We start from the raw sequence: 15,861 nt of genomic DNA, 5'->3' as shown, positions 1-15,861 counted from the left end.
ACATGCTCCAATACGATACACTCATTTTCGTTCGATAATTTTTACTCTTGCATACAGCTTTTTTAATTCTTCAAAGAGCATTTCCATTTGAACAAACCCTTGGTAATGACTTAAATGTGTCAAAATAAAATGAATTCTTTCGCCAGAATTAACCGGTGTATACACTAGTCCCTCTATATCGGTTATTATACTTGTTAATTTACGAACTTTTTCTTTATTTAACCAAAACAAAGCATCAATTAACAAAGCAGACATGGCCATCATAAGCGGTTTCGCTTTTTGGGGTTTTCTGTTATGAAAGTACGCTTTTAATTGATTCACATTTTTATTCCAATAATGAAAAATCTCCGCTAAAAATCGTTCATAGTCAAGCCATGGTTTAACCTCTTCAGTTAAATCAAAATAAAAATAAACAGAAAGCCATTTATCTTCCTCTGACCTTAGATTTTTTTCATCGATTTCGGTTTGGTTTTCATAAAAGGGAGCCATTTGAAAAGAAGATGGAAGCTTCATATTAAAGCTTCCCCTTCATTCGTTTTTTGCCTTCCCGACACATAGACAATAAAGGACATTCTGGACACTGTGGTGATTGAGCTTTACAATGATACCTACCAAAAAAGATTAATTGGTGATGAGTATCAGACCAACGCTCTTCAGGTATTTTTTTCATTAATGTTTCTTCCACTTCCCGAACATTATCCTTCCAACGACAAATCCCTAACCTTTTGCTGACACGTTCAACATGTGTATCGACCGCAATAGCTGGAACGCCAAATGCAACAGAAGTGACGACATTGGCTGTTTTCCGACCGACTCCTGCTAACTTCACAAGCTCATCACGTTCTTTAGGTACTTCTCCTTGGAAATCATCAATTAAGGAACGACAGAGCTTTTGAATATTTTTCGCTTTACTACGGAATAAACCGATTCTACGGATATCTTGCTCTAATTCTTCTTGCGGAACCATTAAGTAGTCTGTTGGGCTTTTATATTTATCAAATAATCCAGGCGTCACCTTATTGACTAATGCATCTGTACATTGGGCCGATAAGACGACAGCGATTAGCAGTTCAAATGAATTCGAATGCACGAGCTCACACTCCGCATCAGGAAATAAATAGGCCATTTCATCTATAGCTTCTAACGTTTGTTTCTTCGTTAACACGATTCATTAACCCTTTCTATATCAACTAACTTTCCAGCCAATTAAAACTTGGATAAGCATCTGAACGAACACGCTCCTGCTCCTTTGCTTTTGGCTGTTGTTGGTATTTTCTAAATTTCTCTCCATATACTTTTGCTTGCTGTAATGTTTGCACACCATTACGTTTCCACTCAAATAAAATACGGTCAATATAACGGAAATTTAGCTTACCCGAGACAACCGCTTCTCGTAGGGCCGCTATAATCAATTCTGGCTTATGTTGATCTTGATCAAGCCACATGGACAAAGTCTCTGCTTCAATTGGTGATAGCGGCCTTGAGAATTCCTGTTCAAACTTTTGATACAGTTTTCCTTCTTCTTCTGCCTCTGTTTCCACTTCTTTTTCCATCTCTTGCTTTTTTATGATTTGAAATAGTTTTATCCAAAGGGGCTCTAGAGAATAATCCTCATACATAATCCCTTGCTCATCCCAATCTTTCTCTAAAGATAAATAACCTCGTTTGCATAAGGAACCAAGCATCTTTGCACAATCATCTGGATTTTTAGTCATTCTTACACTTAACAGCTCTGGTGTAGGAAAATGATCTCCTTGTTCTATAAAGGCTTGCACGTGTAATAAACCGACTAATTCCGTTTCCGTTAAACCAATTTTCGTGTAATGCTCCATTAACAATTTTGGCACAGAAATCGAACCAAGCTTCATCCATTTTACTAATATATTATGTTCCATCCGTAAACACCTCTATCCGACATTATAACATGATGTCAGTGGAAAAGGCTTCGTAAAAAGTCTTTTCCCATAAATATCTTCTTGGAATTTTGGTTATGTTTGGATAGCGCTCGCTCTATTATTTGAGGCGAATGATGCCTGCTTCCTCCCTCGATAGAAAGCCAATGAAAAATGGGCTACTCTTTATAAATAGGGTTACATTAGTTTGCTTACTCCGCGAACGGAATGCCGGCAAAATCGGGAGCCTCAGTAGTGATTAGTGAGGACACTGAAAAACGGTTTACTCGTTAAATTATGGTTACATTAGTTTGCTATACTCCGCGAGCTGCATGCCCTACGCGTTCCGCGGGTGAGTCGGGAGCCTCCTCGCTCATCGCTGCGGGGTCTCCCGTTCCTCACTATTCCCGCAGGAGTCTCCGGGCATTCCGCTCGCTCCGTTTTGGTTAATGAAAAAACAGCTTGATGCTGTGATTGCCGATCTAATGGATAACTTAATTGTCTAAGATCATCCCTGTAAAGGTTGTTCATGAGACTTCTTCAGTGGCAATATTAATCGCTGTATAGTCTCCGTTTTTTTACTTCTCTTGCAGAAATATCCCACTAGTTTGCCCACACCGTTTTGGTCCTTTGTTTTTTTATAAGTAGTGAAACTTCATTTGGATCCACGTATCAGGATGATTTATTTCAGGATACAAAAAAGCCCGGGGCACCATCTCATTGACGTTCCCCGAACTTTGACTTTTCCTTTAATAATCTTAAGGATATAAACGATTTAATAAACGTGGGAATGGAATTGTTTCACGGACATGCTCGACTCCAGATAACCATGCAACGGTACGTTCTAATCCAAGTCCAAAACCAGAATGTGGCACAGAGCCATATTTTCTTAATTGTAAATACCACTCATATGCGTTTAAATCAAGTTGATGCTCAGCAAGTCTTTGCTCCAGTAATTCCATATCATGAATACGTTCTGAACCACCGATGATTTCTCCATAACCTTCTGGGGCGATTAAATCGGCACATAAAACCACTTCAGGTCGGTTTGGATCAGGCTGCATATAAAACGGTTTCAGCGATGTTGGGTAATGGGTAATAAACACTGGTTTATCATAATGGTTAGCGATCGCTGTCTCATGCGGAGAACCGAAGTCATCGCCCCATTCAATATCATCAAAACCTTCTTTGTGTAAAAATGTAACGGCATCATCATACGTAATTCGAGCAAATGGAGCTTGAATTTTCTCCAATTTTTCCAAGTCTCGACCGAGTGTTTTTAATTCAATTTGACAATTTTTTAACACAGATTTTGCAATATAGGAAACATATTGCTCCTGCACTTCTAAATTTTCTTCAAATTCAACAAAAGCCATCTCCGGTTCAATCATCCAAAACTCAATTAAATGACGGCGAGTTTTCGATTTTTCGGCACGGAATGTCGGGCCGAAAGAGAAAACACGGCCTAAAGCCATGGCGGCTGCTTCCATATAAAGCTGTCCACTTTGAGAAAGATACGCATCCTCATCAAAATATTTGGTCGCAAACAATTCACTAGTGCCTTCTGGTGCACTACCTGTTAAAATGGGCGGATCGACTTTGACAAAGCCGTTTTCATTAAAAAATTCATATGTAGAACGAATGATTTCATTTCTTATTTTCATCACCGCATGTTGACGTTTAGAACGAATCCATAAATGACGATGATCCATTAAAAATTCAGTGCCATGCTCTTTCGGTGTAATCGGATAGTCGACTGCTTCGTGAATGACTTCCACATCTGTTACCGTTAATTCATAACCAGATGGGGCTCTTTCATCTTCACGAACAATTCCCGTTACATAAAGAGACGATTCTTGTGTTATCGCTTTTGCTTTTGCAAAAATCTCTTCGCCTACTTCTGCTTTCACAACGACTCCTTGAATAAAACCTGTACCGTCTCTTAGTTGTAAAAAGGCAATTTTTCCACTTGAACGTTTATTGGCAATCCAAGCTCCGATTGTCACGGTTTGGTCAACAAATTGTCCAACTTTTGCGATTGTAGTTTTCAATATATACCCTCCATTACTTCAAACATTTCCTTTTATCACGCTTTTCATTATACAGTTGGCCGAATTTTGAAGTCAATTGTTTTCCTATATTAACATAGAATCTTCGCTACTTTGTTAATCACGATTTAAGTGATACCTTTTCATAAACGCTCCATCTTCAAACGTCACATAATAATAGCTTTGACGATTTTCATCATCAATAAACATGACTTCATAGGCAGGCATTTTTCGTTCATATCCTAACCGAACTTGAACCACTTCTTCTGCCCCATAATCTTGATTCACAATGGCCATTGCCGCCTCAGCTGTAATACCATCAGACTGTTTATAAAGGTCATAAAAGCTCAAATCCTCTTTTAACCATAAATACGCCATATCACCATCTTCATCTTCACCCGTTATCACATAATAGGTTTCTGTGCCATGGTAGTAGCTGATATCACTAATATCATTTAATAATTGTTCATTTTCAACATAGACAAGAACTTGCTCATACGCTTCGGTCAAAGGCTCTCGCACGAGTTGATACATATAAAAAGCGACACCTAAAAACGTGATAAAGAGGAGGAAGATACTTGATATAATCCACTTTTTCATTTTGATCCCCTACCTAAGTTTTATAAATCGTGAACACCATTTGTTCTTCATTCTCTTGGTCAAGAGCTAATCCAAACATTAAATCTTTTTCTTTTAATGTACGATTTAGAGAATCGACAATTTTGTATAAATCAGCTGATTTTTGCACCCTAACTGTTGATAAAACTTCAATTTTATTATCCATTTAAATCCACCTTTTTTTGTATGATTCCGTTATAAATATATCCTGTTTCAGAAAGTATTGCTAGTCATAGTTATGTCCATTCATCCCATACTAATAGTATACTCAAGCAAGGAGGCGGAATGATGTCGAAACAAACAAAATCGATTTCTGCTTTATTCCAAGAACAAAAACAACATATTTCGCTTCTAAGTCGTAATGGGTTGGATACACGTCGTGCTTTTCCAATGTCCATTAGACAAACCAATTTCCCATTACGGTTTGAGCAAGAGAAAAAATAAAATTTCTATCCACACCTCACTCGTACCTACACAATTCGTTTGTGTGGGTATTATTTATAGGCGTGAAATCACCTGCCGAAACTCGCGGTTTGCTTCATAAATAATCTTTTCCTCATCCAATGTTAGTAATTGTTTATTTTCCATTAAGGCGACACCTTGAACGTAAACGTCGGTAATATCCTGACTATTTAATGCGTAAACAAGATGAGAAAAGATTTGTTTTTCTGGCTGTAAATGAGCTTGATTTCCATTTATTAAGACAAAATCAGCCTCCCCTCCTTCTTTTATTCCTTTCACTTCTTCAAATTGTAAAGCATTGATCCCATTTAATGTCGCCATATGTAAGGCATCTATACTAGGCACCGCCGTTGGATCACGCTCAATTCCTTTATGAATTAATGCAGCCATCCGCATTTCCTCAACCATATCAAGTGTATTGTTAGAGGCGACACTATCTGTACCTAAACAGATGTTCAAATCATATTGTTGCCATTTAGAAACCGCTGCTATGCCTGATCCTAACTTCAAATTACTTATTGGATTATGACTAATGGAAACACTTTTTGCTGATTGTAATACTTCTAAATGCTCATCTTCTAGAAACACACCGTGAGCAAATAACCAATCAACTTCCTTTAACACGCCGAGCTGATCCAAATGATGAACCGGGTGTAGGCCGTACTGATTCATATGATCGTCGACTTCTTTTTTTGTTTCTGCTAAATGCATATGCACAGGTAATTGTAAGACAGCCGCTTCTTCGACAATCCGTTTTATAAAGTTCGGTGGACACGTATATGGAGCATGTGGAGCAAGCATCGTTTGAATTCTTCCTTCAGCTTTTTGATGCCAATTTATCGCGAATTCTTTTGCTTCTTTAAGCTTGGCTTCCTGCTCATCTGTTGGACATAAACCGATCATCGAACGCATTAATGTCGCTCTTATTCCGACATCTTGAATTTCTTCAGCAAAATCATCCATAAATAAATGATACATTTCTAAAAAGGTCGTCGTTCCTGATTTGATCATTTCAACTAACGCTAATCGTCTTGCGGCTGCAACAGAAGCTCGGTCTAATTTTGCCTCAAATGGCCACATTTTTTCTTGTAACCAGCGTTGTAACGGAAGTTCATCTGAGTACCCTCTTAATAAATTCATCCCAACATGTGTATGAGTGTTAACAAAGCCAGGAAGAAGCCATTTCCCTTTTCCATCGATAACTCGACTCGCTTGATTGACTATTTCAAGAGAAGGCTCACCTTCATGGACCTTTTTGATAATTTTTCCATCTATTTCAAGATAACCATCGATGACTGTTTTCTGTTCAATCGAGATTATTTTGACATTTTTGATGATAAAAGACAATGAAATCATCCTTCTTTACTTATTTTTTTGAAATTCTTGAACCTCTTCTAATAATCGCTCAAGCTTCCCTTTTAATATTGGGATTGGTGGCAGTGATTTAACAAAAGCAGAACCGTATCTAGTCGTTGAAATCCTTCTATCTAAAATAAAAATACAACCTTTATCATCTTTTGTTCGAATTAATCGGCCGAATCCTTGTTTAAAGCGAATAATCGCTTGGGGCAAAGAAACCGCCATAAACGGATTTAAACCAGCTTCCTTCGCTTTTTCAAGCTGGGCTTCAATATGCGGTTCCCCTGGAGGTGAAAATGGCAAGCGAACAATGACTAAATGCTCGAGCTCAGCCCCTGGCATATCAATCCCTTCCCAAAAACTGCTCGTCCCAAATAATAAGCCTGAATCAACCTGCTTAAACAATTTGATTAGTTTAATCCGACTCCCACTCGTCATTCCTTGAGCGATGATCGTTGTCGTTGTCTCGTCTGTACGTAAGTCCTTCATATATTCGTATACGGCACGTAACATTTCAAACGACGTGAATAAAACAAGAATCTTTCCATTCGTTTCTTGGGAAATTCGTTCGATTTTGATCGCGACTTCCATTGCATATTCTGTTTCGCTTACTTCTTTTATCGACGGCATATCGGTCGGTAAAAGAAGCCTTGCTTGTTTTTCATAATCAAACGACGTCGGAATGAGTAATCGTTTCACCCCAAAATCCTCCAGACCTAATCGTTCGACTTGATAATCAAATGATTGATTAACGGTTAATGTCGCTGATGTTAGCACAACGCTTTTTTTCTCAGTAAAAAAACGATCGGCCAACGTTTCTGCCACATCAATCGGCTTTTTGTATAAATAAGCGGCGTTTTTAGCCCCTTTTGCTTCGATTTCGATCCAATACACATAATTTAAATCGGCTTCTAAGAGCAGTTCATATAGGACTTGTTCATTTTCATATAACTGTTTAGCCATTGCATGTATGTCGGCTAATAAGGCCCTTTCTAGATAGGATAGTTCCTCTGAATCATTTAAAAGAGAACAAAAATTCATTAATGGAGTGAACATGTCCTTACATAACACATGTAGTCTCATACAGCTTTCTAAAATCGCATCCCATATAGGTCCACTTTCTTTAAAGCTTTGATAACGATAACGAACTCTACCAACATCAGATGTACTAACGCGGTAATGTTTTTCGACATAACGAAATAACATTCGAAACAGCTCATCCACTTCTTCATTCATCGCTTTTATCTTTTGTTCCATCTTAAAATAAAGGCTTGCCTCAAATAACTGATGCCGTTCTAACATGTCCTTCAATTTGTTTAACAGACCATTTTCAGTCCCCGCTGCTAAGCGCTGAAAGACATATGTAAATGATAAATAATCTGTCGATTGGCCTAAATGGTTGGAAGCCGCTTCTTCAAAATGATGGGCTTCATCTATAATGGCGTGTTTATAAGCAGGCAAAAGTGGTTGCTCTGTTGCTAAATCGGTAAATAATAAAGCATGGTTTGTAATAATGATATTCGCTTTCTGTGCTCTTCTTCTTGCCCGAGCATAATAACAACGGCTAAGCCATGGATTAAAAGAACCAAGATCGGTGTTTGCATCACTTTTGACATCATGCCAAAACGTTCTTCCACCTGTTGGTAAAGAAAGCTCTTCTACATCTCCCGTAGTCGTTTCAGTGATCCAAACGAGAATTTGGGCTTTTGTTAATTGGACATCGTATGTATTATCTTCAACGTATGTTAAGGACTGTTCGAATTTTCGTAAACATAAATAATGGTTTCGTCCCTTAAGTAACGCTACATTTAGCTGAAAGGGGAGCAACTTATTTAAGATCGGAATATCTTTTGTTAATAATTGTTCCTGTAACGGAATGGTTTGCGTACTCACAACAATCGGTACTTGATTGGTGACACTATAAAAAGCCGCCGGAAATAAATAAGCAATCGATTTTCCTGTCCCTGTCCCAGCTTCAATTAATGTATGCTCATTGCTCTCAAAAGCATCTGATATAGCTTCCATCATTTGTAATTGTCCCGCTCTTTTTTCATAGCGTTCAAATGCTTGCTCGGTATCTTTCAGTTGGCCATCTTTTAATTGCTGTAAAACGGTCTGTAAACGAGGCGGCTCTTCGTTATTCTTACTGCTTTCTTTTTCCATGCGTCGTAACGATAAGGAACGAAAGTGATCAAAACGATTATCCTGATCTTTTCGGTCCTGCTGCAATAATTTTTCAATATAGTGGTCAATATCACTACGAAAAGTTTTTGTGATTCTTTGCAAATGCTCTAATGTGGTGGTCGGTAAAGCATGCAGTTTTTCTAATAATAAAAGAAAGAGTTCACCTGTGACCTCTGCATCACTATCTGCTTGATGGGGACGCTCATGTTCAAACCCTAACTGCTCCGCTAAATGTCCAAGCTTATAGCTTTCTTCACTTGGCAATAAAATACGAGCAAGTTCAACTGTATCATATTGATGGTTCGTCTTTAATTCATATCCTTGTGCCTCTAATTCATGTTTTAAAAAGGAATAATCAAATAAAACATTATGGGCAACAAAATCAGCGTTTTCTAACATTGGCAAAAGAAAAGGAATAAGTTCCGAAAAGAGCGGTGCCTCCGTTACATGTTCATTGGTTATACCGGTTAGCTCTGTAATAAATGGTGGGATTTCTTTTTTCGGATTAACATAAGAGGCAAATCGTTCAACGATTTGCCCAGCTTCAATAACGACAGCTCCGATTTGGATAATTTTTTCTCCAAGTTTAGCGGAGTGGCCGGTCGTCTCTAAATCGATTACGACATAACGTTCCATTCTAAAACACCTCTATTTTACTTCCTAAAAAGAAGCTCAACTACAAACCCATATACTTGCTAACCATTTAAAAGAGTCAGCTCCAGCTGGATGAGTAGGATTCAATTGAAATAACTTTTTAAAATAGTTCAGCGAGAGCTCGCGTTTATTTAACATTCCATAATTCCACGCAAATCCGTGTAAACAAGCTTCTGTTTCTCGACCATCTGTATGCAATTTTTTATAACAATCCAATGCTGCTTCATGTTTACCATTCCATTCTAATAAATACGCGAGCCCTAATAAACTTTCCGTTGAATGTAACAAATGCATCGCTTGACCTAATGCTCGGAAACCGGCTTGACGTTCACCTAATTCGATTAAACAACAGCCTAAAAAATAATAAGCTTCCCCATCATGGTCATTTCGTTTAATCGCTTCATAAAAGTAACGGACCGCATGTTCAAAGGAATGATTTAAAAAATGACAGATGCCTAAATTATACACGACATCATCATCTTCTGGTAACCATTCTTTTGTTTGTTCAAAAAAGAAAATCGCTTCATCATATTTTGATTTTTTACAAGCAATACAAGCTAATCCAAAAAGAGTATGATGTTTGATTAAATGATCCTTTGTCAATTGTAACAAATATAGAAATTGATCCTTGGCTTGTATAAATTGATCACAATATAGGTAAGAATAAGCAAGATATAATAAACGTAGTTCGTCTTTTACATCTGCCTCTTTTTCTAACTGCAGATGCTCGGTCGCTTTTTCAAACATTTCTAATTCAAAATAAGTCGTTCCCGTTGAGCGATAACTGTACATTTCGTCATCGTTTTTTAAATGTTCTTTAAAATAATGCAATTGTTCTTCAATGCCAACCCAATAGTCTAAAATCGAATTGGAAAGGTTTTCGAGTTTGGCTAACTGCTCTCTTTGTCTTGATAAGGGCTGTTTGTCCCAACTCGCCTGTAGCTCCTCTACCCATGCCACATTTTCTAATAACCAATTATCCAAAAAAATCCCCCCTCTTCAACACTTCCTACTATCAGTGTTTACTTCAAGGGGGGATCTATGCACTTTACATAACGGTAGAAGCTGGTTCTGTTCCTAACATCTCAACGATTTTGTTATTCTCACCTAAAACAGCGACTTTTGGTTCAAAATGAGCTAATTCTGTTTCATCGACCATACCATAAGCGATAATAATCACCGCATCACCAGGTTGAACGAGCCTTGCTGCCGCCCCGTTCAAACAACAGACTTTGCTGCCTCTTTCCCCTTTAATGACATACGTCTCAAATCTTGCCCCATTATGATTATTGACGATTTGTACTTTTTCATTTTCAATAATTCCCACCGCATCCATTAGATCCTCATCTATCGTAATACTCCCGACATAATTAAGGTTTGCTTCCGTTACGGTTGCTCTATGAAGTTTTGCTCTCATCATTGTGCGTAACATTTTTATAACTCCTCTCCTACTCGTACAATTACATTATCAATTAATCGGGCCTGCTTAAATTGATAAGCTAAAGCAATAATCACTTCTCCCGTTAATTGTTTTTCCGCTTTTAAGCTCGGAAACGATAAAACGTCCGTATAATCAAGCTTACCAAGCGACAAGCCGTTTAATTCACTCGTTAAAAATGAGATGATTTGGTCTCGCTCTGTTGTGCCACCTAGCACGAGCTCGCACCCTTTTAACAGCGTTTGATAAAGTTGCGGAGCCAATTTCCGTTCCTCATCCGATAAATACACATTCCTTGAACTTTTCGCTAAGCCATCTTCTTCTCGTACGGTTTCACAGCGAATCACTTCTACGGGGATATCAAATGCTCGAACCATATTTTCAATAACGGCCACTTGCTGGGCGTCTTTTAAGCCAAAAAAGGCTTTATTTGGCTGAACAATTTGAAATAGTTTCATCACAACGACAGCCACACCATCAAAATGACCAGGACGGCTTGCACCACATAAGACATCTGTTCCTTGTGTAACACGAATTTCCATCATCTGTTCTTCTGGATACATCTCTTCGACCGTTGGATAAAACAAATAATCGACTCCAGCTTTTTCAGCTAGCTCTGAATCTCTCTTCTCATCACGCGGATAACGCTCAAAATCCTCATTTGGCCCAAATTGTAATGGGTTAACAAAAATGCTCATCACAACGACGTCACATTGTTCCTTCGCTTTTGCAACGAGCTGTAAATGTCCCTCATGCAAAAAACCCATCGTCGCGACATAACCAATCGTTTTACCTTTTACCTTTTGTAGCCCTATTTCAGTTAGAGTTTCTTTTTTTGTTCGAAACGTTCTCATTGAACTAATTTCCTCCGTATAAGCTAAGTTGTTTCACTTCAGATTGGAAGCTATGCTCTTTTTGTGGAAATTGTTCCTTTTTTACTTCTTCCACATAAGACGATATCGCTGTTTGAATCGTCTCTGATACATTGGCATATTTTTTGACAAACTTCGGCACATGACCTTCTCCGTACCCGATCACATCATGATAAACGAGCACTTGACCATCGGTATTTACACCTGCACCAATGCCAATTACGGGAATTTGAAGTTCTTCTGAGACCCAAGCTGCGACTTGCTCCGGCACACATTCTAATACGAGAGCAAACGCTCCTGCTGCTTCTACCGCCTTCGCATCTTTTAAAAGTTTTGCTGCGCTTTCTTCATCTTTTCCTTGTACTTTATATCCACCAAGAACACCGACTGACTGAGGCATTAACCCTAAATGGCCCATGACCGGTACTCCTGCTTTTGTTAATTTCGAAATCGATTCCACTAATTCATCGGCTCCTTCAAGCTTAACCGCATGTGCTCCTGCTTCTTGCATCAATCTTTTGGCTGCTTGAAAGGTCTCTTCAATTGAAGCATGGTAGCTTAAAAAAGGAAAGTCCGTGACGACAAAGGTATCCTTTGCCCCTCTTTTCACTGCTTTAGTGTGCATCACCATATCATCTAAAGTAACCGGAACGGTCGAATCATAACCGAGTACGACCATTCCTAATGAGTCACCAACTAAGATCATATCAATCCCTGCTTGCTCGACAAGCTTGGCTGCTGGTGCATCATAAGCCGTCATCATGGCAATCTTTTCCTTATTCTTTTTCATTTTCAAAAAGCTTGACGTTGTCTTCATGTTCATTTCCCCCTTCAAATTGAGAGGACGTCCATAATGAGCACAAAAAAGCATCCATTTTTCTATTCATAAGAAAGAAGGATGCTTAACAAATAAAACAAGAACATTCTTGTTTTGCTGTTATCATTATGAATCCCTCTGTCCTAGTCCTGATTGGATCAAGGCAGATCCTGTTCACATGTTATAATAAATACAGGTTGAATCGGTGCTGTTCCACTTTGGATACAGCCCATTCATTCAAAGTATAACAATTATTTTTCGATTTGAGAAGCCATTTCAATATCTGCCGAATAAATGGAATGGATTTGTCCTTCCTGATCCTCTAATAATAAGACGCCATCATCATTAATACCAGTCGCTAAGCCATAAATCGTTTCCTTGGCCGTACGAGCGTAAATATAGGAACCAAGGCTAATCGCATAAGATTCCCACAACGTTTTGACCACAGAAAATCCAGTCTCAAGATAAAGGTCATATAACCCTTCAAACTCATTTAACACTTCAGCAATTAACTCGGCACGCTTATACGTTTGTCCACTTTCAATTAAAAGTGAACTCGCCTTGTCGCTTAATTCATCTGAAAAATCAGCTTGCTCTTGATTGACGTTCATGCCAATCCCAATGACAACGGAATGAACAACATCAGGTTCCGCTTGCATTTCTGTTAAAATACCGACCATTTTTTTGCCATTTATTAAAAGGTCATTCGGCCATTTGATGGAAATATCAAGATTCGTTTTTTTTCGAAGGGCTCGAACGACAGCAACAGCTGTTAATAACGTCAGCTGCGGAACTTTCATGGGGCTAATATTCGGTTTAAGAATTAAACTCATCGCAATCGCCTTTTGTTCTGCAAAATTCCAAACCCGGCCAAGTCGACCTTTTCCATTCGTTTGGTTGCTAGTAACGACGAGCTCCCCTTCTGTTGCTCCATTTTGTATGTATTTCATGGCTTCTTTCTGTGTCGTTGGAACCGCATCAAAATAATGAATCGTATGACCGATATACTTTGTCGCCAAATGAATTTTAATATCATGGGCTTTCATCATATCAGGCATTTCGATGAGTCGGTAGCCTTTACGCGGTGCCGACTCTAATCGATAGCCATCCTGACGAAGGGCATCAATATGTTTCCAAATCGCCGTTCTTGAGCAGCCTAACTCCTCACTTATCTTCTCACCAGAAACAAAAGCTCCTGGCTCTTTTAATAAAAGTTTAATTAACTGCTCCTTCATCTGTTAAAACTCCCTTTTAACTCTTTGATGAGTGCTTCTTTTTCATTTTTTATTTGATTCGTCAAAACAAAATATTCGGCCTTCCTTAAATATTCTTCAATCCAAACACCTGGTTTTTGCTCAAACTCCTTGAGAAGAATTTTTCCATCAATCGCCAGTTCAGAGCGGTCTTGAATCATCAATTGGTGCCATTTCGTTTTTAAGCTCTGTTCCCCAATAAACGGTTCACCCAAACTTTCTTTTAACCATTCTACTTTTTGAGCGATTGGATAGCCAGCGTCATAAAGACTTTCAAAGCCCCAGTCTAATTCCTTTCTGAGATCATAAAAATGAAGAACTTTGTTTATTTCTTTTATAACAACCTTCGCTAGTGGCAATTTGGGTGCCGTTATATGTTCCCAGCCTTTTATATAATAAATAATCGACCAAATCAAACTTTGATCATGATTCGGTAACGGATTTAGTGTACTTAATACGGTAAGCTCTTTTTCAGTAAAAGATAAAAGCGGTAGAGCATGAAGGACGTTTTGATTGGTTTTGTTCTCGATCGTCTTTTGAAAGAAAGAACCGCAAATCCATTTTTCAATTTCTTTCACTATCCGTTCAATAGCTACCTGTTGTAATAATTCGCGATGTTCGGTAATAACATTGGCTAATTCGCCTTCAAGCCCAAATCCTAATTCACTTTGAAAACGAAGAGCCCTTAGCATACGCAAAGGATCTTCGGTCATACGCTCTACTGGATGAATCGAACGAAGGACTTGTTTATCCAAGTCTGATTTCGCTCCAAACAAATCAATGATTTCCTGATTCTTTGCCATCGCTAGGCTGTTGATCGTAAAATCACGTTTTTGTAGATCTTCTTCAAGTGAGCTACCACGTTCTGATGTCACTTCAAACAAATACCCATCCCACTTGATTAACACCGTTTGATGCTGATTATTCATTTGAAAGCTTGCTGGAAAAAGGTCGAGCATTTGCTCTGGAGTCGCTGACGTCACAAGATCGAGATCAGAAATTGTCCGTTTTAAATAAAAATCGCGGACAGCTCCACCGACAAAAAAAGCGCGATAGCCATATTCATTTAATTGTTGTAATAATTTTTGACCAGCTGAAATAAGCTCTTGCACATACAGCCCTCCTTTTATGATAAATTTTGATAAATACGTTCATATTGTTTGACGATCGTTTCTGAATAAAAAAGGGTTTTCGCTCGTTCAATTGAAGCCTGTTGAAAGGATTCATACTTGGATTGATCATTTAATAATTCAATCGTTTTTTCAGCAATACAATTAATATCCCCAACCGGGCATAAGTAACCCGTTACCCCATGTTCGACCACTTCAGGAATTCCACCAACCTCTGTCCCGATTACTGGAACCCCACAAGACATAGCTTCCAAAGCGACTAAACCAAAACTCTCTTTTTCGCTTAATAAAAACAAAAGATCACTCATCGAGAGTAGTTCAGCAATATGTTTTTGGTTACCTAAGATTAAGACTCGATCTTCAAGCTGATATTCTTTCACAAGGTCACGGACAATTGGCAAGTCTGGTCCATTTCCAATCAAAAGAAGCTTTGCATCGACTTTTTCAACAACTTTATGAAACGTTTTGACAATATCTGTTACTCGTTTAACAGGACGAAAATTCGAAATGTGAATAAACACTTTTTCCGTCTCTTTAATTCGATAATGGCTTCTTAATTCCGATACTTCTTTTCTCGTATACACACGTTCATCAATAAAATTATAAACCGTTTCGATTTCTTTATCAGTGGCAACTAATTCTTTCGTTTGTTTAATCAGGTCCTGAGAAACCGCGGTAACATAGTCCGATTTCTCAATCGCAAAACGAATAAGTTCAACTAAAGATGGATCGTAACCTAAAACGGTAATATCGGTCCCATGTAGCGTTGTGACGATCTTTAGTTCATCTCCAACCATTTGTTTCGCTAAAATGCCACAAATCGCATGTGGAAGAGCATAGTGAACATGTAACACATCAAGCTTTTCCCGTTTAGCGACCTCTGCCATTTTACTTGCTAACGTTAAATCGTATGGTGGATATTGAAAAACCGAATATTGATTGACTTCGACTTCATGGTAATAAATATTTGGATACACTCGATCAAGCCTAAATGGAACACTTGACGTAATAAAATGGACTTCATGTCCCCGTTCGGCTAGTAGTTTGCCTAACTCCGTTGCAATGACCCCAGAGCCACCGACCGTTGGGTAACAACTAATCCCTATTTTTAACGTTTTCATTTTTTTACCCTCT

Annotated in this window: 16 protein-coding genes; 1 reads left to right on the top strand and 15 read right to left on the bottom strand. The window is 38.4% G+C overall.

What is annotated here, in order from left to right:
* Positions 1 to 21 precede the first annotated feature (21 nt).
* The 6 genes from AA0017_RS07600 to AA0017_RS07575 all read right to left on the bottom strand — a co-directional run bounded on the left by AA0017_RS07600 (position 22) and on the right by AA0017_RS07575 (position 4,724).
* Positions 22 to 513 carry a YpoC family protein gene (locus AA0017_RS07600; RefSeq protein WP_413380589.1) on the bottom strand — a complete coding sequence of 164 codons (492 nt, stop codon included), beginning with the start codon at positions 511 to 513 and terminating at the stop codon, positions 22 to 24.
* Between the two features lies 1 nt (position 514).
* A complete protein-coding gene (nth, locus tag AA0017_RS07595; protein WP_413380587.1) occupies positions 515 to 1,165 on the bottom strand; it encodes an endonuclease III in 651 nt (216 codons plus the stop codon).
* Positions 1,166 to 1,190: 25 nt separating this feature from the next.
* Positions 1,191 to 1,895, bottom strand: coding sequence for a DnaD domain-containing protein (locus AA0017_RS07590; RefSeq protein WP_413380585.1), 705 nt, complete (start codon positions 1,893 to 1,895; stop codon positions 1,191 to 1,193).
* Positions 1,896 to 2,650: 755 nt separating this feature from the next.
* Positions 2,651 to 3,943 (bottom strand): asparagine--tRNA ligase, encoded by a 1,293-nt coding sequence (gene asnS, locus AA0017_RS07585; RefSeq protein WP_413380583.1) that lies wholly within the window; start codon positions 3,941 to 3,943, stop codon positions 2,651 to 2,653.
* A 114-nt stretch (positions 3,944 to 4,057) separates the two neighbouring features.
* Entirely contained in the window at positions 4,058 to 4,540 is a 483-nt protein-coding gene (locus AA0017_RS07580; RefSeq protein ID WP_413380581.1) for a DUF5590 domain-containing protein, read from the bottom strand.
* A gap of 13 nt (positions 4,541 to 4,553) precedes the next feature.
* A complete protein-coding gene (locus AA0017_RS07575) occupies positions 4,554 to 4,724 on the bottom strand; it encodes a YpmA family protein (RefSeq protein WP_413380579.1) in 171 nt (56 codons plus the stop codon).
* 122 nt (positions 4,725 to 4,846) lie between these two features.
* Here AA0017_RS07575 and AA0017_RS07570 point away from each other — a divergent pair, with 122 nt between their 5' ends.
* Positions 4,847 to 5,002 (top strand): hypothetical protein, encoded by a 156-nt coding sequence (locus tag AA0017_RS07570; protein WP_413380577.1) that lies wholly within the window; start codon positions 4,847 to 4,849, stop codon positions 5,000 to 5,002.
* 54 nt (positions 5,003 to 5,056) lie between these two features.
* Here the strand turns inward: AA0017_RS07570 and AA0017_RS07565 are convergent, their stop codons facing one another.
* The 9 genes from AA0017_RS07565 to bshA form a co-directional block, all read right to left on the bottom strand.
* Positions 5,057 to 6,376: an amidohydrolase gene (locus AA0017_RS07565; RefSeq protein WP_413380575.1), complete on the bottom strand. Its 1,320-nt coding sequence runs from the start codon at positions 6,374 to 6,376 to the stop codon at positions 5,057 to 5,059.
* Positions 6,377 to 6,382: 6 nt separating this feature from the next.
* Positions 6,383 to 9,199 (bottom strand): ATP-dependent DNA helicase DinG, encoded by a 2,817-nt coding sequence (dinG, locus tag AA0017_RS07560; protein ID WP_413380573.1) that lies wholly within the window; start codon positions 9,197 to 9,199, stop codon positions 6,383 to 6,385.
* Positions 9,200 to 9,235: 36 nt separating this feature from the next.
* Positions 9,236 to 10,201 carry a tetratricopeptide repeat protein gene (locus AA0017_RS07555; RefSeq protein WP_413380571.1) on the bottom strand — a complete coding sequence of 322 codons (966 nt, stop codon included), beginning with the start codon at positions 10,199 to 10,201 and terminating at the stop codon, positions 9,236 to 9,238.
* Between the two features lie 64 nt (positions 10,202 to 10,265).
* The gene (panD, locus tag AA0017_RS07550; RefSeq protein WP_413380569.1) at positions 10,266 to 10,649 is read right to left on the bottom strand and encodes an aspartate 1-decarboxylase; all 384 of its coding nucleotides are present in this window, start codon (positions 10,647 to 10,649) and stop codon (positions 10,266 to 10,268) included.
* 2 nt (positions 10,650 to 10,651) lie between these two features.
* On the bottom strand, positions 10,652 to 11,509 hold the full coding sequence (gene panC / locus AA0017_RS07545; RefSeq protein WP_413380567.1) for a pantoate--beta-alanine ligase: 858 nt from the start codon (positions 11,507 to 11,509) through the stop codon (positions 10,652 to 10,654).
* A 4-nt stretch (positions 11,510 to 11,513) separates the two neighbouring features.
* A complete protein-coding gene (gene panB / locus AA0017_RS07540; protein ID WP_413380565.1) occupies positions 11,514 to 12,344 on the bottom strand; it encodes a 3-methyl-2-oxobutanoate hydroxymethyltransferase in 831 nt (276 codons plus the stop codon).
* A 251-nt stretch (positions 12,345 to 12,595) separates the two neighbouring features.
* Positions 12,596 to 13,579 (bottom strand): biotin--[acetyl-CoA-carboxylase] ligase, encoded by a 984-nt coding sequence (locus tag AA0017_RS07535; RefSeq protein ID WP_413380563.1) that lies wholly within the window; start codon positions 13,577 to 13,579, stop codon positions 12,596 to 12,598.
* Complete coding sequence (locus AA0017_RS07530) at positions 13,576 to 14,709, bottom strand: CCA tRNA nucleotidyltransferase (RefSeq protein ID WP_413380561.1); 1,134 nt, start codon at positions 14,707 to 14,709, stop codon at positions 13,576 to 13,578. Before AA0017_RS07530 ends, AA0017_RS07535 begins: the two co-directional genes overlap by 4 nt.
* Before the next feature lie 14 nt (positions 14,710 to 14,723).
* Complete coding sequence (gene bshA / locus AA0017_RS07525; protein WP_413380559.1) at positions 14,724 to 15,848, bottom strand: N-acetyl-alpha-D-glucosaminyl L-malate synthase BshA; 1,125 nt, start codon at positions 15,846 to 15,848, stop codon at positions 14,724 to 14,726.
* Between the last annotated feature and the right edge of the window lie 13 nt (positions 15,849 to 15,861).

The organism is Alkalihalobacillus phoenicis (assembly GCF_047302405.1).
Classification (GTDB): domain Bacteria; phylum Bacillota; class Bacilli; order Bacillales; family Bacillaceae_D; genus Alkalihalobacillus.
Note: the sequence above shows the minus strand (reverse complement) of the source record. Positions and strands in the feature narration are given on the sequence as shown.